Annotated in this window: 24 protein-coding genes; 13 read left to right on the top strand and 11 right to left on the bottom strand. The window is 40.3% G+C overall.

The features are described 5' to 3' along the window. The first annotated feature begins 183 nt into the window (after positions 1-183). Positions 184-606 carry a response regulator gene (locus RMY32_RS21905; protein WP_322711518.1) on the top strand — a complete coding sequence of 141 codons (423 nt, stop codon included), beginning with the start codon at positions 184-186 and terminating at the stop codon, positions 604-606. Between the two features lie 19 nt (positions 607-625). On the opposite strand, the gene RMY32_RS21900 is transcribed toward RMY32_RS21905, so the two are convergent. Further along, the gene (locus RMY32_RS21900) at positions 626-805 is read right to left on the bottom strand and encodes a hypothetical protein (protein ID WP_322711517.1); all 180 of its coding nucleotides are present in this window, start codon (positions 803-805) and stop codon (positions 626-628) included. Between the two features lie 610 nt (positions 806-1,415). On the opposite strand from RMY32_RS21900, the gene uvrC reads away from it, so the two are divergent. Then, the gene (gene uvrC / locus RMY32_RS21895; protein ID WP_322711516.1) at positions 1,416-3,293 is read left to right on the top strand and encodes an excinuclease ABC subunit UvrC; all 1,878 of its coding nucleotides are present in this window, start codon (positions 1,416-1,418) and stop codon (positions 3,291-3,293) included. A gap of 652 nt (positions 3,294-3,945) precedes the next feature. Next, positions 3,946-4,125: a replication restart DNA helicase PriA gene (locus tag RMY32_RS21890; protein WP_322696293.1), complete on the top strand. Its 180-nt coding sequence runs from the start codon at positions 3,946-3,948 to the stop codon at positions 4,123-4,125. Between the two features lie 80 nt (positions 4,126-4,205). Here the strand turns inward: RMY32_RS21890 and RMY32_RS21885 are convergent, their stop codons facing one another. The 5 genes from RMY32_RS21885 to lgt form a co-directional block, all read right to left on the bottom strand. After that, positions 4,206-4,724 (bottom strand): hypothetical protein, encoded by a 519-nt coding sequence (locus RMY32_RS21885; RefSeq protein ID WP_322711515.1) that lies wholly within the window; start codon positions 4,722-4,724, stop codon positions 4,206-4,208. 474 nt (positions 4,725-5,198) lie between these two features. Beyond that, positions 5,199-6,290 (bottom strand): 23S rRNA (adenine(2503)-C(2))-methyltransferase RlmN, encoded by a 1,092-nt coding sequence (gene rlmN / locus RMY32_RS21880; RefSeq protein WP_322711514.1) that lies wholly within the window; start codon positions 6,288-6,290, stop codon positions 5,199-5,201. A 79-nt stretch (positions 6,291-6,369) separates the two neighbouring features. Beyond that, positions 6,370-6,723, bottom strand: a complete 354-nt coding sequence (locus RMY32_RS21875) for a phenylpyruvate tautomerase MIF-related protein (RefSeq protein WP_322711513.1) — start codon at positions 6,721-6,723, stop codon at positions 6,370-6,372. Positions 6,724-6,840: 117 nt separating this feature from the next. After that, positions 6,841-7,605: a precorrin-4 C(11)-methyltransferase gene (gene cobM, locus RMY32_RS21870; RefSeq protein WP_409883716.1), complete on the bottom strand. Its 765-nt coding sequence runs from the start codon at positions 7,603-7,605 to the stop codon at positions 6,841-6,843. Between the two features lie 271 nt (positions 7,606-7,876). Then, on the bottom strand, positions 7,877-8,752 hold the full coding sequence (gene lgt, locus RMY32_RS21865; protein WP_322711510.1) for a prolipoprotein diacylglyceryl transferase: 876 nt from the start codon (positions 8,750-8,752) through the stop codon (positions 7,877-7,879). A 295-nt stretch (positions 8,753-9,047) separates the two neighbouring features. On the opposite strand from lgt, the gene coaD reads away from it, so the two are divergent. The 3 genes from coaD to RMY32_RS21850 all read left to right on the top strand — a co-directional run bounded on the left by coaD (position 9,048) and on the right by RMY32_RS21850 (position 10,649). Next, entirely contained in the window at positions 9,048-9,599 is a 552-nt protein-coding gene (gene coaD / locus RMY32_RS21860) for a pantetheine-phosphate adenylyltransferase (RefSeq protein WP_322711509.1), read from the top strand. After that, positions 9,509-10,177 (top strand): DivIVA domain-containing protein, encoded by a 669-nt coding sequence (locus RMY32_RS21855; RefSeq protein WP_322711508.1) that lies wholly within the window; start codon positions 9,509-9,511, stop codon positions 10,175-10,177. The genes coaD and RMY32_RS21855 overlap by 91 nt, the downstream gene beginning before the upstream one ends. A gap of 145 nt (positions 10,178-10,322) precedes the next feature. Then, positions 10,323-10,649, top strand: a complete 327-nt coding sequence (locus RMY32_RS21850; protein ID WP_322674911.1) for a Ycf66 family protein — start codon at positions 10,323-10,325, stop codon at positions 10,647-10,649. An 87-nt stretch (positions 10,650-10,736) separates the two neighbouring features. Here RMY32_RS21850 and RMY32_RS21845 read toward each other — a convergent pair whose 3' ends face one another. The 3 genes from RMY32_RS21845 to cysS form a co-directional block, all read right to left on the bottom strand. Next, positions 10,737-12,083, bottom strand: coding sequence for a TldD/PmbA family protein (locus RMY32_RS21845; RefSeq protein ID WP_322711507.1), 1,347 nt, complete (start codon positions 12,081-12,083; stop codon positions 10,737-10,739). 238 nt (positions 12,084-12,321) lie between these two features. Continuing rightward, positions 12,322-13,761: a TldD/PmbA family protein gene (locus RMY32_RS21840; RefSeq protein ID WP_322711506.1), complete on the bottom strand. Its 1,440-nt coding sequence runs from the start codon at positions 13,759-13,761 to the stop codon at positions 12,322-12,324. Between the two features lie 103 nt (positions 13,762-13,864). Beyond that, positions 13,865-15,358: a cysteine--tRNA ligase gene (gene cysS, locus RMY32_RS21835; protein WP_322711505.1), complete on the bottom strand. Its 1,494-nt coding sequence runs from the start codon at positions 15,356-15,358 to the stop codon at positions 13,865-13,867. Positions 15,359-15,495: 137 nt separating this feature from the next. Here cysS and RMY32_RS21830 point away from each other — a divergent pair, with 137 nt between their 5' ends. The 5 genes from RMY32_RS21830 (at position 15,496) to RMY32_RS21810 (ending at position 20,337) form a co-directional block, all read left to right on the top strand. After that, on the top strand, positions 15,496-16,608 hold the full coding sequence (locus RMY32_RS21830) for a GTP-binding protein (RefSeq protein ID WP_322711504.1): 1,113 nt from the start codon (positions 15,496-15,498) through the stop codon (positions 16,606-16,608). A gap of 349 nt (positions 16,609-16,957) precedes the next feature. Further along, positions 16,958-17,410 carry a D-aminoacyl-tRNA deacylase gene (dtd, locus tag RMY32_RS21825; protein ID WP_322711503.1) on the top strand — a complete coding sequence of 151 codons (453 nt, stop codon included), beginning with the start codon at positions 16,958-16,960 and terminating at the stop codon, positions 17,408-17,410. A gap of 103 nt (positions 17,411-17,513) precedes the next feature. Beyond that, entirely contained in the window at positions 17,514-17,855 is a 342-nt protein-coding gene (gene psb28 / locus RMY32_RS21820) for a photosystem II reaction center protein Psb28 (RefSeq protein WP_322711502.1), read from the top strand. Between the two features lie 97 nt (positions 17,856-17,952). Next, positions 17,953-18,456, top strand: coding sequence for a molybdenum cofactor biosynthesis protein B (locus RMY32_RS21815; RefSeq protein WP_409883685.1), 504 nt, complete (start codon positions 17,953-17,955; stop codon positions 18,454-18,456). A 129-nt stretch (positions 18,457-18,585) separates the two neighbouring features. Further along, positions 18,586-20,337 (top strand): GGDEF domain-containing protein, encoded by a 1,752-nt coding sequence (locus tag RMY32_RS21810; RefSeq protein ID WP_322711501.1) that lies wholly within the window; start codon positions 18,586-18,588, stop codon positions 20,335-20,337. A gap of 291 nt (positions 20,338-20,628) precedes the next feature. On the opposite strand, the gene mraY is transcribed toward RMY32_RS21810, so the two are convergent. Then, on the bottom strand, positions 20,629-21,732 hold the full coding sequence (gene mraY / locus RMY32_RS21805; protein ID WP_322711500.1) for a phospho-N-acetylmuramoyl-pentapeptide-transferase: 1,104 nt from the start codon (positions 21,730-21,732) through the stop codon (positions 20,629-20,631). Between the two features lie 79 nt (positions 21,733-21,811). Next, complete coding sequence (locus RMY32_RS21800) at positions 21,812-22,054, bottom strand: DUF3134 domain-containing protein (RefSeq protein ID WP_322711499.1); 243 nt, start codon at positions 22,052-22,054, stop codon at positions 21,812-21,814. A 244-nt stretch (positions 22,055-22,298) separates the two neighbouring features. Between RMY32_RS21800 and RMY32_RS21795 the strand changes: the two genes are divergently transcribed. Both RMY32_RS21795 and RMY32_RS21790 read left to right on the top strand, forming a co-directional pair. Beyond that, complete coding sequence (locus tag RMY32_RS21795; protein WP_322711498.1) at positions 22,299-22,883, top strand: PAP/fibrillin family protein; 585 nt, start codon at positions 22,299-22,301, stop codon at positions 22,881-22,883. Between the two features lie 311 nt (positions 22,884-23,194). Further along, a complete protein-coding gene (locus tag RMY32_RS21790; protein ID WP_094349537.1) occupies positions 23,195-23,410 on the top strand; it encodes a photosystem I reaction center subunit IV in 216 nt (71 codons plus the stop codon). Positions 23,411-23,549 lie beyond the last annotated feature (139 nt).

Below are 23,549 nucleotides of genomic sequence, written 5' to 3'. Positions count from 1 at the left end.
AACTACATTTAATAATACTATCATTTTAGTATTGTAGTGCAGCTAAATTTAATTGATTGATATTTTTGATTTAGATTACATAAGTACAATTTATATTTGTTTAACTCTTTAAATGCCCTACTGTTTTAGTTTATGGTAATAATGACTAGCTTTTAATTAAGATAATCAGATAATAGGTTAGCAATGACAGTACAATTACTCAATATAAATCAGCCATTGCAGTCACACAAAGTTAAACGAATTTTACTAGTTGAAGACCATTACCTCAATCGGATGTTACTTAGTGACTATCTAAGTTACTGTGGTTATGAAGTCCAAAGTTTATCAGAAGGTTCTGCTTTTTTCTCAACCATAGAGAAATTCGAGCCAGATTTAATGTTATTGGATTTGAAATTGCCAGATGTTGACGGTTATTCACTCTTAAAACAAGTCCAGCAAAAACCTGATTTTTCAAAAATACCTATCATTGTGGTTTCAGCCTTTGCTTTTAAAGCAGATCGAGAACTAGCTCTAAGTTTGGGCGCACGTAACTATTTTGTCAAACCTTTAAAACTCAAGGATCTCATTCTTGCAATTGAAGAACAGTTTACTTGCCGCGACAGATAATTTTTTCTTATGTGTGTCTTTATTCTGCTTTTTGGCCAGCAATAAATTCTTCAACGCGCTCACTAAGAGTTTGTACAGAACTGCCAATTGTTGAAATTTTCTGTTGTACTTGCGCTAATAACAAAACTGCTGTTTGCAATTCATTGAGAGTCTCAGCCATAGCCTCACGATACTGGACTTCAAAATCTTGTAAATTCATAGTTTAGCTCTTGTCCAAAATTATTATAATAACTATATTATCAATCATAATCATAAATTTAATTGACTAAATCCGTTAATTCGCTTAAGGTTATAAATTCAATAAATAAACATAAATAGTATCAATAAATAAAATTTTAATTTAATATTTATTAAACCAATATACAAACATATTTTTGATGAAGTAAAACACTAATAAATCCAATAATATTATCATCTAGTCTAAAATATAAAGTTTCAGATAATAAAATATTATCAATTTAAAAATATTAATTATAGATTTCAAAAGCAAAGTTTTTATTCTGACAATAGCAGCCAATGACTAAGATTGCAATTACTCTTCTAGCAAGGCTCTAGTTTAGAAGCCGACGATCCTACAAGAAAGCAAAGAACTAGCTACAGCAGACTTATCTTTGTGCAGACTAAAAGCCTACCTGACTGAAGAGTGCTGTTAATAGATAACTAGGGTTTAGCTTGTGCTGAGTTAGGAGTTATTATTCTCCCTTAGTCCCTCATGACTGCTACTTTGTATTTACTTGATAAATAATTTATTAAATCGGCACAAAAAAATAATTTTTCTTAAAATAGAGAAAGATTACCTAATTTTGGTTGTGACAATATCTACTCAAATATTACCACTGGTTAAAGAGCCAGAACGACTAGAAAACCGTCTAGCCGAAATTCCACCGGAACCGGGGGTTTATTTCATGCGGGACAGGAGCGATCGCATTATATATATAGGTAAATCACGTAAGTTGCGATCGCGTGTCCGTTCCTATTTCCGGGATGGCTACAACAAGACTGAACGTATCGCTACGATGGTCAAGTTAGTGACAGAAATTGAATTCATCGTCACTGATACTGAAGCCGAAGCTTTAGCGCTAGAAGCCAATTTGATCAAGCAGCACCAGCCATACTTCAACGTGTTGCTCAAAGATGATAAAAAATATCCCTATCTCTGCATTACTTGGTCAGAAGATTATCCGCGAATTTTTATTACCCGTAAACGCCAATTCGGTAAAGAAAAGGATAAATTTTACGGGCCTTATACTGATGCTGGTTTATTGCGAGAAATTGTCCGCATCTGCAAGCGTATTTTTCCACAACGACAACGACCTCAACCACTTTTTAAAGACCGCCCTTGCTTAAATTTTGATTTAGGGCGTTGTCCTGGTGTGTGTCAACAGATGATTTCACCAGAAGAATATCGCAAAATTGTCCAAAAAATAGCGATGGTTTTTCAAGGTCGAACCCAGGAACTGATTGATATTTTGACCCAACAGATGAACGCAGCCGCTGAGAACTTGAATTTTGAGTCAGCGGCGCGGATTCGTGATCAAATTTCTGGGTTAAAGTCGCTGACAGCTGACCAGAAAGTTTCCTTACCAGATGATACAGTTTCGCGGGATGCGATCGCACTAGCAGCTGACGAACAGCACGCCTGCATTCAACTATTCCAGATTCGCGCTGGGCAATTGGTAGGACGTTTAGCCTTTGTGGCGGATACTCACGCGGAACCAGGAGCTATTTTACAAAGAGCTTTAGAGGAACATTACCAAACTGCTGATTCCGTAGAAATACCTTTAGAGATTTTGGTACAGCATGATTTACCAGATACGGAAATATTGGCAGATGTTTTAACTCAACGTAAAGGCAAAAAAGTCACAATATTGACTCCTTTGCGCCAAACTAAAGCAGAATTAATTGAGATGGTAGAGCGAAATGCTCAGTATGAATTGCAAAGAATGCAGAAATTTGGCGATCGCAATCACCAAGCAATGCAAGATTTAGCCGCAATTCTCGATTTACCAGATGTGCCTCACCGCATCGAAGGTTATGACATTTCTCATATTCAAGGGTCAAATGCTGTAGCTTCGCAAGTCGTGTTTATCGACGGATTACCTGCAAAACAGCACTATCGTCACTACAAAATTAAAAACCCCACGGTGACAGCAGGACACTCAGATGATTTTGCTAGTCTTGCTGAAGTCATCCAGCGGCGGTTCCGTAAATATGCGGAAGATCCGCAATTAAAGCGTTTGGGTAATCCTGACTGGCCTGATTTAATCATGATTGATGGTGGTAAAGGTCAGTTATCATCAGTTGTCGCCGTTTTGCAAGAAATGAATTTATTAGAAGACTTGCGAGTGGTAAGTTTAGCAAAGCAGCGAGAAGAGATTTTTTTACCAGGAAAATCTAAACCCTTGACAACTGATGCAGAACAACCAGGGGTACAGTTGTTACGGCGGCTGCGGGATGAAGCGCATCGGTTTGCAGTGAGTTTCCATCGTCAACAGCGCAGTGATAAATTGAAGCGATCGCGTTTAGATGAAATTCCTGGCTTAGGACATCATCGACAAAAGCAGCTACTAGGGCATTTTCGCTCAGTTGATTATATTCGCCAAGCGACAACCCCACAACTTGCCGAGGTTCCAGGAATCGGGCCGCGTTTGGCTCAAGAAATTTACGATTATTTTCATCCTGCTTGAGGAGATTAGTAGTCTGTAAAATTTCAATTTATGTATGAATAAACAAGTTTGTAGTAAGGGCTAAAGTCCTTACTACACACCCTTAAAACTAGCTTGAAAAAGTATTAGTTCCACTCTCGCAGAGGATTCTGTTAAGTTTTTCTGCGAGAATTTAAGATGTGTATATACCGTAAATTTACGGTATTTCGTAACTATATCTGGTAACTATGGTAATTTTGATTAAATTTTCACACCAGAATTCCACCTCATAAATCTCGCCAGCAAAAATTAACTAATCCTTAAGATAACTATTTTGTTACTAAATATACAGTATTTTCTGTAATTTAACTTTTGAATACAATAACGGCTCTTTTTTGTATCTGTCCAAGATGACTATAAATAAGCCTCTCTCAAAGCATTCGTCATAGGGATCAGTAAATATCTAAGCGTCATTTAATTAAAAAAGAATTTATGTACCTAAAGTAAGAGGGTAAAATAACTTAAATTATAGGATAGTATAGAGAGAAATCGAAGTTTTTTCAAATCTGAAATTTTGTTTAAAATAATTAGCCAATATTAAAGTCGTTTGTTAAGTTGGGTCAAACCAAAATATTTTCTACTTTAACTGGCAGTTTTCTCAAATAAAAAATAAATTACAACCAGGGGTTTTAAAATGCAGACAGTACAAAAGATTTACTGCCCAAATTGCGGTAGCCAAGCAGAACGTTATTATATTTTTGATAGTCAATTAACTCGAACACAATGCTCTAGTTGTGACTACTTGATGATTAGTTGCACTCGCACTGGCAAAGTAATTGAGGCTTATGCACCAGGAATTTATGCACAGCGCTAAATAATAAAAATCAAAAAAAATTAGAGAATATTTTCTCTAATTTCTAATAATAAATTTACTTGTCATAAATTTTAAAGACTTTACAGATTATTCTGTTGTCTGAGTTGTTGCTGTCGGATCTGTTCTTGTAACCTAAATTGTTGCCGTTGTCTAATTTGTTGATCTTGTCTAAGTTGTTGCTGTTGCATTCTCAGTTGTTGTTGTTGTGAAAAGTCTTGCTGTTGTAATCTTGTTTCTTCCTGTTGTAGTCTCAATTGTTGCTGACGCAACATTTCTTGCCGTTGTCGTGTAAAATCTTGTTGTTGTATTATCTGTTGTTGTTGTAGTAGTTGTGGTTGTTGAAAATTTTGCCGTAGCCATGTTTCGTTCATTCGTTCTTGTGTTTGCTGATTTTGCTGTTCTTGTTGTTGTCTGATTCTTTCTTGAAGCGAATCTTGTGTCTGGGGATTCGTCTGAATTATTTGTTGGGGATTCGTCCGAATTATTTGTTGGGGATTCGTCTGAATTATTTGTGCAGATGCAGGAAAATTAATCGATAAAGCTTTGGCAAGCACAATCAATGGTAGCCATACTTTAACCAACGATAAGCGATTCAACATACAATTATTTCCTCAATTGTTATAGGTTCGGTTGAGCAATCGCTAAACCCTTGAAATGTCAACATAATTTCCCTATATATCAATACAGGGGCTTCCAATAGTTAACTGAAGCTAATGTCTTATTTACCGTTATGGGCTTACGCGCTACTTACGGCTGACTACGCCAACATTCTTCAGTCGGCGACGTGTTCTAAATATTAGTGCGTTGAGAATAGCTTTCTAAATCAAGGTTATATCCAGTACATTCTCTTGATTTTTCATAAAACTCTTGCTTCTTAGATATTCATCTTAATTAAATTATATATTTAAATTTTTTACATAGTTTGCCGGATTCCCGTAAATCTACCTGCGGTAGGTAAGTTAACAAAGGGATCTCAAGCGGTTTTACGCCAGAGATAAACAGAGATGTATCTGAAGACATATCTCTGTTTATCTGCGGTTTGATATTCATTCATAGAATTGATTGCAACAAGTTTAATTTTTACTTGCTCTCAATTGTCCGCAAGCAGCATCAGCTTCTAAACCACGGGAATAACGCACACTCACAGCAGTATTTTGTTGCTTAAGAACGTTGACAAATGCTTGAATGCGATCGCGATTAGGGCGTTTGTAGTCCACTTCTTGGATAGGATTATAAGGAATCAAATTCACATGACTTTGGAATCCTCGCAGGCATTTTGAAAGTTCCAATGCGTGTTCTGGTAAATCGTTAACACCAGCGAGAAGAATGTACTCAAAGGTAACTCGACGCCCAGTGATTTCTACATATTCTCGACACTCAGCCAGTAAATCTTCTAGAGGATAGGCGCGGGCGCTGGGGACGAGTTTTTCTCGTAGTGCTTGGTTAGGTGCGTGGAGGCTTACAGCCAAAGTGATTTGCAAATTATTTTGCGCGAACTGACGGATGCGATCGCGAATACCCACTGTCGAAACTGTAAGCGATCGCTGCCCAATACCGATATCTTGATTGAGAGATTTTAAGGCTGCTAAGACATTCTCAGTATTCAACAACGGTTCGCCTAGCCCCATAAACACCACATTGCTAACCCGTTGTTGAAAATCTTCTTGCACAGTCAACACCTGATCGATAATTTCGTGCCGTGCTAGGTTGCGTTTGTAGCCTCCCTTACCAGTAGCGCAGAAATCACACGCCATTGGGCAACCCACTTGAGTAGAAACGCAAACTGTCAAACGGGCTTTTGGGCCTTCTCCCCTTTCTGCAAAGGTGGGGATACCAACAGTTTCAATAATTTGCCCGTCTGTTAATCGTAAAAGATATTTCACTGTACCATCGGGAGCCTCAGAGCGGTAATGTAAAATTGAGCGCCCAATGGGAACTTCTGCTACTTCTTTGCGCCATTGCTTGGAGAAGACAGAAATATCAGCTAGCGATCGCACCCCCTTATCATAGATCCATTCATGCAGTTGCTTTCCTCTGTAAGCAGGTTGTCCTTGTTGCTGCACCCAAGCAGTTAACTCCGCCAGAGAAGCGCCTAAAAGGGGAGGGATTGATTCTGATTTTTCTGAGTTGAAGTCAACCTGAGATACAAGAGGCGTAGCAGACATAAAAAAATCACGAGTTGATATAGGATCTCTATCCTACACCTGCTAGATAAAGTTAGCCTTGACCAAAGAAGACAGGAAATTAGCCAAAAGTTGTGCCGTTCCAGCCCCACATTGCCCCCTTAGCGTCTGCAAACTCTATATAAATGCGATTTTTCGGCACACCTAGAGTTTGGTTAATCTGCTGGCAAAAGTCTTGACTCATTGCTGCGGTTTGCTCTGGCTTCATTGTGCCAACGCTCTTAATTTCTATATAGCAAACTGGGTCTGTATTCCCTGCAAAAGTCATGGGGATTCCTGGTTCAAAAGCAGTCATTACATAAGATTCTGGTTTTCCCAAATGTTTCGCTAACTTGGCTGATAGGTTTAAAAGCATTGATTCAATTTCAGTTTTTTGAGGAGCCGATGCAGAAGTTTGCACTTTAATTAAAGGCATAGTACTGAATTGGGATTTTGGATTTTCTTGACATTGTTAAGTTTATCGAAATCCAAAGGTACAGAGTACAAAGATTAGAAAGGTGGAGAGTAGTGAGATGAGGAGAATAACCAATATTTAGTTATGAGATGAGCGAAATAGGTGATTATGTTCGGGATGATATAAACGCGATCGCCCTGTTGTTGTCGAGAGTGCTGGACTGATTATATAAAGTGTAGTGCGAATTAATTTTTCTTGATGAGTACAGTCTGCCATTTGATTCAGGGGGACAACTCTGATTTTTTCATCGGGCCAGCCGATGCGAAAGCAAACCGCAATCAGGGTTTCGGCTGGATAGTGTTCGAGTAGTTTAGCTTGGGCATTTTCAACGTGACGCGCACTTAAATACAAGCAGAGGCTAGCCTGATGTGCTGCAAGAGTGGCTAATTCTTCGGCGGCGGGGACTTCTGTACGTCCGCTGATGCGTGTCAAGATAATGGTTTGCACTAAATCGGGTACAGTCAGTTCTACTTTGAGTTTGGCAGCAGCGGCTTGAAAGGCGCTGATCCCAGGTATGACTTCAAAAGGAATATCTGCCTCTCTTAAGAGGTGCATTTGCTCGTGGATAGCGCTGTAGAGACTAGGATCGCCAGAATGGAGACGGACTAGAGATTTGTGCTGCGATCGCACTCTATCGGTCGTAATCGCTAAAATTTCTTCTAAAGTCTGGTTCGCAGTCCTAATTATCTCAGCATCTTTTCGGCAAAGTTCTAAAATTTGTTCGGGTACTAAAGAATCAGCAAATAAAATTACATCAGCAACAGCCAGTAATTTCTGCGCCTTCACCGTTAATAAATCAGGATCTCCAGGCCCAGCTCCGACAATATACACAGATGGTTCTATACCATATAGTGTTTTTTTATCACTCCCATTTTCTGTATATTCACTTTTAAAAGAACACACGGCAATCCCTCAAAAAATCTTTTTGATATTTTCTCAGTATCTTTCCGGATTCACCCTCTTTCCCTAGTAGAGAGTAATGGTAGATGCACCCTGGTTAAGCCCTAGAGAATACTCTGGGGCATTTTTTATTTTTTGGGTATGGGGCATTGGGCATTGGTTATTAATTCTTGTTTCTAATTAATTCCCTCACTCCCTCACTCCCTCTGCTCCCTCATCTCCCACTCTCCCCATTTCCCTTAACAGTAGGAACTACATCGGGTAAAGGGCGTTTGAGTAAGTAAAGCCAAGCTAATCCAACTAATCCCAATAGAATTCCTAGACTACTGACTACTTGCGCCATCCGTAATGGCCCCAGCATTAAGCTATCAGTGCGAAAGCCTTCAATCCATAAGCGTCCTAAGCTGTAGGCTGGCCAGTAAATGAGAAACAGTGTGCCTACCTTCAGGCGTGGCTTACCGGATAAAGATCGGAAAAACAACGTTATCAGTAGTGTAAATACCATTAAATCCCATAGAGATTCGTAGAGGAAGGTGGGATGAAAGTAATCGAAACTAGCATATTCTAAAGGACGATGGTCTGGTGGAATATAGAGCTTCCAGGGTAAATCAGTCGGATCGCCAAAAGCTTCAGAATTAAAGAAATTGCCCCAACGTCCGATCGCTTGCCCTAAAATCAGCGAAGGTGCTACTAAATCTGCCAATTGCCAGAAAGAAACCTGCTTGATTTTGGCAAAAATTAACGCAGCCACAACGCCACCAAGAATCGCTCCATGAATGGCAATACCGCCTTCCCAGATCGCAAAAATTTTCCCTGGAGTTGGGGCATATTTTGACCACTCAAAAAAAACGTAATATAGCCGTGCGCCAGGAATTGCCCCAATCAACAACCAAAAGAACAAATCGCCTAGCAACTCAGGATTAACGTTACGGCGCTTTGCCAAATTCTGGGAAAGGATGACGCCAATTAAAACTGCTGTGGCAATCAACAAGCCGTACCAACGAATACTTAGTGGCCCTATTTTCACCAGAATCGGTCCTGGAGAAGTAAATTGAAACGCCAAGGGCAAAGTGGGAAAATCCAGTGCCATGAAAAATTACCTAGAAAAGTTCGTTAACTACCCGCGCACTTTGCTAAGTACGGAGTTTCTTGTGTCTTGAATACTGTAACTACACTTGAATCTTCCACAACATTGTGGAGACGTAGGTAAAAATCCAGTATTCATATTTAGGAGTCTAGTTCCTAACGCTTAGTTGAGCATAACTTGTGCCACTAAAACAATTGAGTTTACCATCCTTACCGAGAGCGCAAGATGGTAGATTTGAGTAAGTTACACAAAATAGTTTCGATATAATCACCTAAACAACTTTGATATATTTAAAATTGTGATTGCTATTTATCCTGGTAGCTTCGACCCCATTACCTTGGGACACCTCGATCTCATCGGGCGCGGTAGTCGGCTGTTTGAGCGGGTGATTGTCGCCGTACTACGGAACCCTAACAAAATGCCACTTTTTAGTGTGGAGCAACGGCTAAATCAAATCCGTCTTTCTACAGAACATCTACCGAATGTAGAAGTAGACAGCTTTGATGGTCTTACCGTCAATTATGCTCAAATGCAACAAGCACAAGTTTTGATCCGGGGTTTACGGGCTGTATCAGATTTTGAAGTGGAACTGCAAATGGCTCACACCAATAAAACTCTTTCTACTCAAATAGAAACAGTTTTTCTCGCAACCTCAAATGAGTATAGTTTTTTAAGTAGTAGTGTGGTAAAAGAGATTGCAAGGTTTGGTGGTTCTATCGATCATCTCGTTCCCCCACACATTGCCCTAGATATATACCAATGCTACAATCAGAAATCTCCAATGTTGAACCCAATCTCAACGGCAGCAATCCCACCTCTCAAGAATATCTCGGTGGAGAGGGAAGCATAGATATTCAGCAGGAACTCAACCGCCTAGAGGAAATGGTTCTCTCTAGTCTCAGAATTCCGCTGACAGGACGCACACTCATAGATGAAGAAAAGCTGCTAGATCAGCTTGATTACATCCGCCTTGCTTTACCATCCCTTTTTCAAGAAGCAGCAGCAGTTCTCGACCAAAAGGACGAAATTCTGCTGGAAGCGGAAGAGTATGGACAGCAGGTTGTAGAAGCTGCACAAGCAAAAAGAGCGCAAATTTTAGCTGAAAGCGATATTATTCACCAGGCGGAACAAGAAGCTGAACGATTGCGGCGACAAGTGCAACAAGAGTGTGAGGGAATAATGCAAGAAACCCTCGCCGAGATTGACCGTAAGCGGTATGCTTGTCAGCAAGAATTAGAGCTGATGCGACAAAATGCGATCGCTCATGCTCAAGAAATTGAAGATGGTGCTGATGCTTATGCCGATGGAATTTTGGGAAATATCGAGCAGGATCTTAAACAGATGTTGCAAGTTATCACTAACGGTCGGCAACAATTGCAAATTGATAACCTTACTCAGCGCAATTCACCTCCTGGTAAAAAAAGATAGAGGTTCTAACGAGAGATGAGGAAAAATTATCGGTTGGGTTTCGCTATTGCTTAACCCAACAATTTTCATGAATGAATAATTTAAGGTAATCTACCTACTAATAAATTTTAAATTTTAGCTTGTAATTAAGCAGGATTTTTAATAAATGATTACTTTCGCTCAAGTTAATTTTGGATTAAATTTAGCTGGTTTAATTGGAATTATTTATTTTCTTTTGGCAGTTATTTACTTTATTTTAACAGTAGTTTGGCTTGCCCAACGTGGAACTAGGCTTACAGGTTGGGCTTTAGCCCTTTACATTATTCAAGTGATATTTACACCAATTATAATGTTAATATGCGGAGTAATCTTGTTTTTTCAAGGTTGGCGTTTAGATCCAATTCTTCAGTTTGAGCAATTTTTATCGTTGCTTTTAATTATTTATTTCGCTATTAAAGATATTGTAATTAATGCAGTTTACAGAGATAGGTGATTTTATAATTTTTTGTAGAGACGTGAACTTAAACTGGGCTTCATTAACGCGTCTCTAACAAAAATAGAGTATTTTTACACAATATAACTACAAAGTGTATGTAAAATCTTCTACCAGCATACCGGGAACTAAACTACCTCCAAGTTGGCGACTTTCATAAGTTCCTACTTCGGGAATGAATTCTTGAAAAGTAGTCAAATCTATTAGATTTTCTCCCCAAAAGCGATAGAGACTTTCATCAAAACGCAGGTTTTCAATGGGGGCGATAATTTCTCTATTTTCTATCCAAAAACAAGCATAGCGGGTCATACCTGTGATTCTACCAGTGTGGCGATCGCTCCAATTCAAGTAATGCAAATTTGATACATATAATCCTGTATCTAAACTCGGAAGAATCTGCTCAAATCCTAAATTTCCCGGACTTACTTCTGGCGCTCGTAAAGTCTCTGAACCATTAGCACCATTGGCAATTTTTTGATATTCCTTAGCAGTGCGAGAATTCACTAGAGTATTTACCAAACGTCCTTTTTCGATTACAGGTAACTCCGGTGCTGCCATTTCTCCCAATTCATTAAATCGCGGCACTAATCCCTGCTGAAAATTTTCTTTTAAACTAAATGCAGTCGAAAGTTGTTTTTCTTGACGCGATAAAGCAGCTAAAGCACTGTTCCCTTGTTGGATATCAGCTTCGCTTACCGCTCCCCAAGAAAGCATCAATAATAAATCTGCAACAGCAGCAGGTGCAAAATAAGTTTTGTACTGTCCCCGTGGTAATTCTTTAACTGGACGAGCAAGCAATTCTAGCTGCTTTTTAGCTTCGTTAATTTTAGCTATATATGCAGATATATCCCAATTACTCCCAGCAAATGTACCTTTAACTGCTTGTCCAGATGGGGAAAATAGAGAATAATCTAAGGTAAAAGAATCAGTAGCAAACCAGTGTTTTTGACCGCTAGAATCACCATAAGCTTTAATTACCATTCCCCCTGCATATATCCCAGTAAAATCCAATTCAGCAACTAGTTCTAGTACAGTTGGGACTACAGCTTCAGCCGCCAATAAATTCCCAGAATGTATTTCTCGACTGGTATTATTTCCTGATGGTAAAACTAGATATGGATCTACAGGTAGTAGAATAAGTTCGTCACGTAACTCTTGCAAAGCAGTATATGCTAATTGCCAATCTACCTCCCAATTTCCAGTAAAGGGAAACTGCCGAACACTGTTGCGCCGATCTTTCATCAAAGTCAGTTCTATCCAACCATCAGCAACACAACCAGTCTGCCGCACTTTCGCATGATTAAAACGAGTAAATTGACTTATTTCACTACTAAGTCTTACAGTGAATTGTTCATTTTCTAATTTTTTGATCGACAAATTTTCAATCAGTCGATTAAAGCTGACTTCTAACGCAGATAATTCTTCAATTTTCATGGATATTAAATATTCATAGGGAATAGAGATAGGGAGAAAGTTAGAAGTTAGGAGTTAAAAGAATTTTTCTAAGTAGCTAGGCGTAAATAAATTAAAGTTTGTAGTGAGGACTTTAGCCTTGATAATCCTTTTTGAGCGATGAATCGCTCACTACGAGCTAGGGTTTTATTTGATATTTAATTATGCCTATTTACTTAATTCAAAACTCCTAACTACTAACTCCTAACTATTGTATTTTTCAAGTTCCTCCACCAAAAACTTCGACATTAGCAAATACACAGATAGGTGAACCGTGTCCTACCCAAATGGCTTGATTTGGTTCTCCTTTGCCACAATAAGGAGTACCATACATTTGCCAGTTTGTGGCATCGCCGACTTTAATTAAACTATGCCAAAACTCTGGTGTTGTGGCGCGGTAGTTGGGATTACGAAGAGTTTTGGTAAGTTTACCATTTTCAATTAATTTAGCGTACTCACAACCAAATTGGAATTTGTAGCGGCGATCGTCAATTGACCAAGAACGGTTAGATTCCATGTAAACGCCGTGTTCTATCCCGCCAATAATGTCTTCAAAAGTGCCGTTTAAAGGCTCTAAATTCAAATTACCCATGCGATCGATCGCAGGTCGATTCCATGAGCAAGCACGGGCACAGGCAACTCCTGGTACACCTGCTCTGGCTTGACTTTCTAGACTGCCTAAACCCCGTTGCAGTACTCCTTCTTTAACCAAATACTCCCGCGTTGCTACAGCACCGGTATCATCAAAGCTGTAGCTAGAAAATTCACCAGCCACGGTAGGATCAAAGGTAATGTTCATCAACGGCGAACCATATACGAGGTTGCCAAAATCACTTTTATTAACGAAACTGCCCCCAGCATAGTTACGCTCATCTCCCAAAATTCGGTCAATTTCTAGGGGATGCCCAACACTTTCATGGATTTGCAGCATCATTTGATCTGGGGCTAAAACTAAATTTGTACGGGTGGTTGGGCATTCTTCTGCTGTCAATAGTTCTACAGCTTGTTCGCCTATTTGCCACACCCGATGCCATAAGTTTTCTTGTTTTAATAGTTCGAGTCCCCCTTGGTAACAGTTTGCTTGCGAACCGTTGTTGCTGCGCTGTTGTACAACCGCTCCATCTTGGGCAGTAGCTCCGTAATTCGTGCCTATAGATAGGATTTTTTGATAGACTTCTGAGCCGTTACTGCTAATAAACCAAGATTCTCGCTCAGTTGTGCTAGCACTGGCTATGGTTTGTACAATTTTGTCGTCAACTTTGAGCGTTTGGCAAATACGAACCAGTAAATCGTTGATTTCCCCTGGACTTAGAGCATCAAATGGCTCAAGAAATGGAGATTTATATTCACCAACAACTTTAGGACGCTCACTTTCACGGAAGGGATGTATCCACCATTCACTGGCTGCTAGTGCCTGGTTATAGGCTGTTTCGGCAGCAGTTTGCAGGGAAGACAATTCTAGAGAGTTAGTTGCTGCATAACCCAGACAGCCATTCACCAAAACTTCCAGCATAGCTCCCACAGTGAAGGATTTGCCGTTTAGTTGGGGTAAGGCGTCACGGACAAAACGGGTAGTAGAAGTTTCCTTTACGGCTCTAATACCAATCCAATCAGCAGGAATATCGAAACTAGCGATCGCTTTTTTGAGTTCAGACCACATAAAGAATGGGGAATAAAGAATGGGGATGGTGGGGCCCCCTCTGGGGATAAGGGGTAATGGGGAATGGAAAATGGGAAATTTTCTACCTACTCCCCACTATCCTCTAATTACGATGCCAGCGCGTGCCATCACGGCTATCAATTAGCGTAATACCTTCTGCTTGGAGTTCGTCACGAATGCGATCGCTTTCGGCAAAATTCTTGGCTTTACGTGCTTCTTGCCTTTGCTGAATTTTCGCTTCAATTTCGGCATCGCTTAAACCATTACTTGTTTGAGTTTCGGCTTCTATCTCGGCTTCTAAACCCAAAACTCCAGCTAAGGTGACGAGTGTTTGCCATTGACGCTGTAACTCATCTGTTGATGTTTCGGTTTTCCCTTCATGCACAAGAATATTTCCCTCACGGCGCAGTTCTTTGGCTAATTCAAACAGCACTGTTAACCCACCAGGAAAATTAAAGTCGTTATTTACGGTTTCTTGAAAGCGTTCAATATAGGGATTGGGTACTGGGTATTGGGTACTGGGTATTGATATATTCCCAGTCCCTAGTCCCCAGTCCCCAGTCCCTAAATCCCAGCCTAGTAATTTCCCGTATTGGTAGCCGAAGAGTAAACCTTCTTTAATGGTGTGCCAGCCATTGGTTGCTGCGGCGATCGCTTCGTCGGTAAAATCAATTGGTGTACGATATTGAGCGGTTAGCACTAACAACCGCACTGCCATCGGGTCAACTCCTCGATCTAGCAATTCTCGAATAGTGATAAAGTTGCCCAAAGATTTGGACATTTTTTCACCATCTACCTTTACCATGCCGTTATGCAGCCAGTAATGCGCTAGGGGTTTTCCGGTGACAGCCTCAGATTGGGCAATTTCGTTTTCGTGATGAGGAAAAATTAAGTCAGCACCACCAGCATGAATATCTATGGTATCACCCAAGCGATCGCGCACCATTGCCGAGCATTCTATATGCCACCCCGGACGACCTGCGCCCCACGGTGATTCCCAAGCTGGTTCTCCTGGTTTTGCTGCCTTCCACAAAGCAAAATCAAAGGGGTCTTTCTTTTTCTGGTATTCTGGATCTTCTACGTTGATGCGCTCGCTCGCTCCAGCTTGCATATCCTCTAACTTGCGTCCCGAAAGTTTGCCATATTCAGAAAACTGCCGCACTGGATAATACACATCACCATCAGCAGGGTAAGCAAAACCCTTATTTTCCAACTCATGAATTAACCGTAAAATGCCATTCATTGTGTGAGTAGCACGGGGATATTCATCGGCTTCTTTGATTCCCAATCGCGTCATATCCTCAAAATATGCTTTGATAAAGCGATCGGCTACAGCTTCCATCGACGAATGTTCAACACAGGCTCGATTGAGAATTTTGTCATCAATATCGGTAAAATTTTGGATATATCGCACTTCATAACCGATAAACTGGAGGTATCGGCGTACTACGTCCCAAACAATGCAAGCTCTCGCATGACCCAAATGGCAGTAGTCGTATACCGTCACACCGCAGTAATACATCTTAACCTTGCCTGGTTCGACTGTTTCAAACGGTTCTTGACGACGGGTGAGGGTATTGTAAAGGGTTAGGGTCATAACAGAGTAATGCTGAAATAGAGAGATACGTAATAATAGGGTAAGGCAGCTGGGATGACAGTCCAGCATCCCTATGCTAGTGTTTTCTGGACTATCTGCGCTACATTACTATTTTTTGACTATTTGATAACAGCGCTATGCAATCAGCAGTTACACCCGAATCTTCGGCAATGGATACGCCCAAACAAGGAATGCCAGTAACAATTATTACGGGTTTCCTCGGTAGTGGCAAGACGACTTTACTTAATCATATCCTCAACAACCAACAGGGTTTAAAAACCGCTGTTCTAGTGAATGAATTTGGCGAAATTGGCATCGACAACGAGCTAATTGTTTCCACTGGTGAGAACATGGTGGAGCTAAATAATGGTTGTATCTGCTGCACTATTAATAATGATTTAGTAGATGCAGTTTACAAAGTTTTAGAACGCCAAGAAAATCTAGATTATCTAGTAGTGGAAACAACTGGATTGGCAGATCCGCTACCAGTAGCTTTAACATTTCTGGGCACAGAATTGCGGGATTTAACCCGCTTGGATTCGATTATTACTGTGGTAGACGCGGCTAATTACAGCCTAGATTTATTTAACTCTGAGGCAGCATACAGCCAAATTGCTTATGGTGATGTAATTGTGCTGAACAAGGCAGATTTGGTTGATGAAGCCACTTTGAATCAGTTAGAAAGAAAAATTAACGAAGTCAAGGAAGGAGCAAGAATTATCCGCGCGACGCGATCGCAAGTGCCACTTCCTTTAATTTTGAGTGTTGGTCTGTTTGAGTCAGATAAATATTTTGACACAGTGGAGGATAAACACGACCATCACGATCATCAGGACCATGACCATGACCATGACCACTCAACATGCGGTCACGATCATCACGACCACGACCATGACCATCACGATCATCACCATCATTCTGACCATTTAGAAAATGATGGTTTTACTTCCATCTCTTTCCAAAGTGACAAGCCTTTTTCTATTAGGAAGTTTCAGTATTTCTTAGATAACCAGCTACCCTCAAATATCTTCCGAGCCAAGGGGATTATGTGGTTTGATGAAAGCCCGAAGCGTCATATTTTCCACCTTTGCGGTAAACGCTTCACCTTGGATGATGATGAATGGAAAGGTCAACTGAAAAACCAACTAGTACTGATTGGTCAAAATTTGGATCGTGAGGCTTTAATTTCTCAACTCGAAAAATGCATTTGTCTACCTTCAACCTCTCGCGGTAAAGGCTTTGGCAAATAAAAGTTAGGAGAGACGCGATTAATCGCGTCTGTACAGGAATTACTACTCGTTCCCAGGTTCCACCTGGGAATGCATTCTCAATGGCTTTGCCATCAATTTTAAGCAAAATGAGAGAATAGCGATCGCTTTTTGAATACAGAAAGTTTCAGCAAGAAACTCACAAGTTTTATCGAACATTAAGAATTTTTATCGGGTGGTAGACACTCGTTGTTTTTACAGCAGATTTCAGGTAAATGAGGTACAAAATTTCATTAAAAAGTCATATACCAAGAGGCTTTAAACCTTATTCCCTATTCACTGCTGTATATATTACTCTAAAATCAAAACGTTGATAAATGTTCTGATTAAAATGCGCGTTGTTATCCAGCGAGTCAAATCATCTCAAGTTACAGTGAATGATGAAATTGTCAGTAAAATTGGGCGGGGGCTAAATTTGCTCGTAGGTATAGCCAATACCGATACTGATGCTGAAATCGACTGGATGGTTCGTAAATGCTTAGAATTGCGGCTTTTTCCTGACGAAGGAGGAGACGAACGATGGCAAAAATCTATACAAGAAATTGGTGGCGATTTGCTAGTAGTCAGTCAGTTTACCCTTTATGGTGACTGTCGCAAAGGTCGCCGTCCTTCTTTTGACCGTTCAGCCGCTCCCCAATCGGCAGAAGATTTGTATAATCGTTTTATTACCAAGTTAAGAGCTAGCGGGTTGCAGGTAGAAACTGGTAAATTTGGTGCAATGATGCAAGTTATCATTGAAAACGATGGCCCCGTAACTTTGTTACTTGAAAAAGAAGCAATTTAAGTATATACACCAAAAACTGAATCACAGTAGCTTCTAGACCGTGGTGTTCTAATTGATGAGAGAATATTAAATTAACCATCACCAAAGTTTAAATTCATTCATCATGGCGAAAATCCAGTTTTCTAGAGGTCTTGACGAAGAGGTAATTCCAGATGTGCGCTTAACGCGATCGCGTACTGGGGATAGTGGTACAGCGACCTTTATTTTTACGAATCCGAAAATTTTAGATCAAGGTACTACCGAAGATATTACCGGAATGTACTTGATTGACGAAGAAGGCGAGATAATTACCCGTGAAGTTAAAGCTAAATTTATTAACGGGAAACCGGAAGAATTAGAAGCACTTTACATAATGAAATCTGCCCAAGAATGGGATCGCTTTATGCGCTTCATGGAGCGGTATGCTGAAGAAAACGATCTGGGACTGAGTAAAAATGAGTCATAGGGCTTAGGGCATAGGGCATCGGTAATTGTCATGTTCAATGAATGCGCCATTTACCATGCCCAATTATCCATTATTAAAAGTTCATGAGTGACATATAATGCCACAACCCCATCCAGATTTGCCTGGAGTTATAGTAACTTGTGCTGTGGTTACTGTCAGCGATACACGCACTTTGGAAACAGACAAAAGTGGCCAGCTAATTCAGCAGTTACTCCTTAGTGCTAACCATGCTGTAGGAGCCTACACGATTATCAAAGATGAACCAACACAAATTCAAGGGCAGATAGAAAATCTGGGCAAAAGCGCAAATTTGGATGCTGTAATTTTTAATGGTGGTACAGGTATTGCACCAAGAGATACCACCTATGATGCTATTGAGAAGTTACTAGAGAAAACTTTGCCGGGATTTGGTGAGTTATTTCGTTTTTTAAGTTATCAAGAAATTGGTTCGCGGGCGATCGCTTCTCGTGCTGTTGCTGGTGTTTATCAAGATAAATTAATTTTCTCGCTTCCTGGTTCCAGTAATGCTGTGCGACTGGCGATGGAAAAACTGATTTTACCCGAACTCACTCACTTGGTAAGTCAAGTTTGTAAGGGTTGAAATGAGCAACTTTTTAGAAAGCCACCATAAAATTTAGGTATGAAGCACTGAAATCATCCTTTATCCACTTACACCTTGAGACTAACCAGAATTATAGTGAAACGGATGAAATTTTAATATCAGGTCAGTATGGAACCTATTTACTGGAATTGCATAATTGCTCATAGCATTACTGCATTTTCATACTTTGGTATCCCCATAGTAATAGGGGTTTTCTTTGCCAAAACGAAGGCAACTATCCCTCCTAAGTTTTGGCTAGCCTTTTTCTTATCAGGTGGATTCGTACTATTTTGCGGATTTCATCACCTTCTGGCGATCTTTGAGCCACATATAGCAGTTTCCCTGCTGCACTCAGGCGTACTCGACTTAATGGCGTTTGTTTCCTTGTCTGCCTTATTCTACCTGATGCCAACGGCTTATCAAATTCTAGAGGCGATCGCCAGATATCAAGAAGATACCCGCGAACTGCAACGTAGCCAGCAGATGCAACGACTATTCCTAGATCAAGGGCCATTTGCAGCATATATCAAAGATGAGAAATCTAGAGTGCTTTACTACAACCAGGAAATACAGTCTAGATTTTCGGTAGATTCACAAGAATGGTTGGGGAAAACTGATAGTGAATTCTTGCCAGATCCAGAAGAGGGGCGGCAGGTTATGGAGAACGATCGAGTTGTTTTAAAAACTCTACGTCCTTTGAAGCTAATTGAAAAGGTAAAAGTATCTGATAACAATCAGCCGTGCTACTGGCTATCATTTAAGTTTCCGTTTAGCGATTACGCAACGGGCGCTTATCGTATCGGTGGGATCAGTATTGATATTACAGAATCCATAGAAGCACAGCGATCGCTAACTGATTTAAATCGGCAGCTAGAAGAAGAAACACTGGAATTGGAAGCAAAAAAACGAGAACTTATATATCTCTCAGATATGGCGGAGATGCTTTATTCCTGCGAGTCTGAAGATGAGGTGTATCAAGTAGTTGCTTTAACGTGTTCCAAGCTATTTCCGAATATGAGTGGTTCTATTTATATAATTGCTAATTCTAAAAATTATGTTCAAATGAATAGTTTTTGGGGAGGTCAAAGAAGGAGTAAAGAAATATTTTCACTATCCGATTGTTGGGCTTTGCGGAGAGGAAAATTAAATCTTTTATCGCCTCGCAATTCAGGACTAATGTGCAGTCACTTAATACAGCCTGTTAGTGGCGCACATTTGTGCATTCCATTGTTTGCACAAAGCGAAGTAGTTGGGAGTTTACACCTCGATGCGCTTGAAGAAATCAGTCCAGAAAATCGACAAACTTCTGAGATTATTGCTAGAACATTAGGCATTGCACTGAATAATCTATCGATCAAACAACGTCTAACCTATGAAAACTTGCGGGATGGGATGACCCAACTATTCAATCAAAGCTATATGGAAACCATAACGGAACAAAGGCTAGCTGAAGCGGAACGATCGGGACAACCTCTTAGTATTATTTTTCTTGATATCGATAACTTCAAATCTTACAATTCGCGCTACGGACATGTGACTGCCAACATTGTTCTCCAGGGATTAGCAAAGTTACTGTTAAAATCTATTCGCTCTTTTGACATTGCTTGCAGATGGGGTGGTGAAGAGTTTGTGATTGTCATGCCTAATATGACACTGGAAACGCTCAGAAAGCGAGTAGAACAATTAAGGGTAGATATTGAACGAATGCAATTGAAGGACGGCGATCGGCTCCTCGAAAGCATCACCGCTTCTTTTGGAATAGCTGTATCAGAACCAGGGATTACGGTTAAAGATTTTCTAAATCGGGCAAATCAAGCGATGCTTGAGGCAAAGCGAACAGGGAAGAATCGAGTTAGAGAATATATAAATACCTATAATTGAAGAATAAATAATTTAGAATACCGCAAACAGTCAAACAATTTTAGATTTTAGATTTTAGATTGACTCTATGACTATCCTTTGCGCTTGTGTTGGCATAGAAATCAGAAACTTATAAATTTATAGCACAAGCCTTGGTGGTTAGGACATTAACAGATGATAAAACTTAGACACAATAAGACTTTTCACCCAATCCCCAGTCACCAGTCCCCAGTCCCTTGCTATACTCTATAAAAAAACAACTCCCATATCTTCAGGGAGTTGTTTTTTATATTCAAGCAGTTTTTAAAAGATTTAGAATGGAGCGATCGCTAAACAAATAGTAGCTAATATAGCAGCGATTATATAAAACACTCCAACCACTTGTAATTCTGACCAGCCAGTAAGTTCTAAATGATGGTGTAAAGGTGCCATTTTGAAGAGGCGTTTGCCTTTGCCATCGGGGCCTTTCGTGGCTTTGTAATAACTTACCTGTGCCATCACCGAAAGGGTTTCTACAAAGAAGATACCACTGAGAATAAACAGACCTACTAAGGTGTTTGTTAATAGTGCTACAGCAGCTAAAGCTCCTCCCAATGCCAGGGAACCAGTATCTCCCATGAAAACGCGGGCTGGGTTGCGATTATGGGCTAAGAAACCTAAACACCCGCCACTTAAAGCAGCACAGAAAACCATCAATACTGGTGCTGTTGGTGCGACTAAAGCACCTAATGCCAAAAGTGCGATCGCTACTGTTCCTGCTGCCAAGCCATCAATACCATCTGTTAAATTAGTCGCATTACTTTCTGCAACTAGTACGAAACCTGCTAATGGCCAAAATAGAAATCCTAATGGTAGTGTGAAGCTTACCCAAGGTAAAGCAATATTTGTAATATTAGAAGGTTGATTAAACATCAGCCATAGACAAAACATAGCCGCAAAACTCACCTGCAAAGCCAGTTTTGTTTGTGGAGATATACCTTTATTTGATTTCCGGCGCAGAATTTGCCAATCGTCGAGCCAGCCAATCAATCCATAGCTGATTGTCAAAGCCGAAACTGCAAGCACGTCTTTAGAAAAGTTAGACAATATACAGGCAAGCAGCACAGATACAGGTATAAAAAATATACCGCCCATTGTGGGAGTGCCTGCCTTTTTGAGATGAGCTTGAGGTCCATCTTCACGAATTATTTGTCCAGTTTTAAGTGCTTGAAGTAAAGGTATTACCCAATAGCCCACCACACCTGAACCCAACGCACACAACAGTAATGGCAGGGTTAACGACATACTTTGCCAAGGTAGCCGATTGGCCATCGAATCCAAGAAAAATGCTGTTGTACCTAACCCTACGGCTAATAAAGAGGCTAGAGCGATTCCAGAAATGTTTAATCCTTGCTCAGGAGATAATTTAGCGTCCACAGAAGTTTCCCTTCACTCCACACTTATAAAATTGAATACCATTAACTAGGGATACTACCAAGTCCCTAACCTGAAAAGGCTAATTCTCAGCGATTCCTATATCATCATCTTCATCATCATCGAGGTCGTAGCCAATTCCATCTTCTACACCCATTAAGGAGTCTATTCCTTCTTCGTCAGCTTGAAAATCCGGTTCGTGAAGGTCACGCGCGATGATGCGACCGTTGTTTTGTAACCAGTCCAACAAAGAAGATTCAGGCTTTAGGGGGATGACATCGGCTCGCTGGTTACGGGGTTCTTCACGTAATGGAGAGTTCAACATATCGAGTGAGGACAAGAAAAGGTTTACGTAAGTTGACATTTAGAGTCTATCACTTGACACGGATTAATTTAGTTATCTTTTCAACCCTTTAGTTGATAAATCCGCATTCAGATAGAAATTTTTTTATTTAATAAGCATAAGGCTTAAGTCAAGCGATTCTTAGTAATTTTTTTGGCTGTACATATATGTCATTAATATCTTGTTTATGCTGATGGAAAGTGAGTGATTTTTGAGGTGACAGGCGATGATGGCAAAAGCGGCTCTTATGGATGCGATCGCACTTACTAATCGCGGTCTAGTGGCGACCGAAGAACAGAAACAGGCTATCTTAGCTGCGATCGCTACTTTAGAAGACTTTAATCCTACACCCCGTCCGGTGGAAGCTAGTAATTTGCTAGATGGCAATTGGCGATTACTATACACCAATAGCAAGGCTCTTTTAAACTTAGATCGTTTACCTTTGTGCAAACTAGGTCAAATCTATCAGTGTATTCGGATAGAGACAACCAGTGTTTACAACATAGCTGAGATTTATGGCTTACCTTATTTAGAAGGTTTAGTCAGCGTTGCTGCTAAATTTGAGCCAGTTTCAGGTCGGCGCGTTCAAGTGAAATTTGAGCGTTCTATTATCGGCTTACAACGTTTAATAGAATACAATTCTCCGGTAACTTTTATCCAACAAATTGAAGCAGGTAGAAAATTTCCCGGAATTGATGTTGCCATAAATAGTGACAAACAGCAAGGCTGGTTAGATATCACTTATATAGATAACGACCTACGGATCGGCAGAGGTAATGAGGGAAATGTGTTTGTCTTAACTAAAACATAAGCTTTTACAAAATAGCTATTTGCGAATGAAGGTATACTATAACGTCTACATTGTCAAGTGGGGTTTAATACCTTTTGCAATTTTGGATGTGTTAAGGGAGATGAGGGAGATGAGGGGACAAGGAGATAAACAAAACTCCTAACTCCTAACTCTTAACTCTTAACTCCTAACTCAGCACTCCTAACGCCCAATACCTACTCCCCAATTCAGACAAATAACTTAACAAAGACTCTTGCTGCGACCTTGAGGTTGTAGAGTGAAATCAATTAGCCCTCTAGATTGGCGATTGATAACTAAAAGGGAAAATAATCATGGTTCAACGTGGTTCTAAAGTACGTATTCTCCGTCCTGAATCCTACTGGTTTCAGGATCTAGGAACTGTGGCTTCCATCGACCAAAGCGGCATCAAATACCCTGTAATTGTCCGCTTTGAAAAGGTCAATTACTCTGGTATCAATACCAACAACTTTGCCCAGGATGAATTAGTCGAGGTTGAAGCACCAAAGGCTAAAGCACCGAAAAAATAGCTGCAAAGCTACAAGGGAAGTTGTTTGATGCGATGATGAAGGGTAGTCTAAAAGTCTGAAGTATGAAGTCTGAAAATTTCAGTTCATTCATTCTTTGTCCTAGCCTACCCTAATCTATGAGAGCCGCCCTGCGGGTATT

The sequence above is a fragment of the Nostoc sp. ChiSLP03a genome, from assembly GCF_034531215.2.
In the GTDB taxonomy this organism is placed as follows: Bacteria; Cyanobacteriota; Cyanobacteriia; order Cyanobacteriales; family Nostocaceae; genus Nostoc.
Note: the sequence above shows the minus strand (reverse complement) of the source record. Positions and strands in the feature narration are given on the sequence as shown.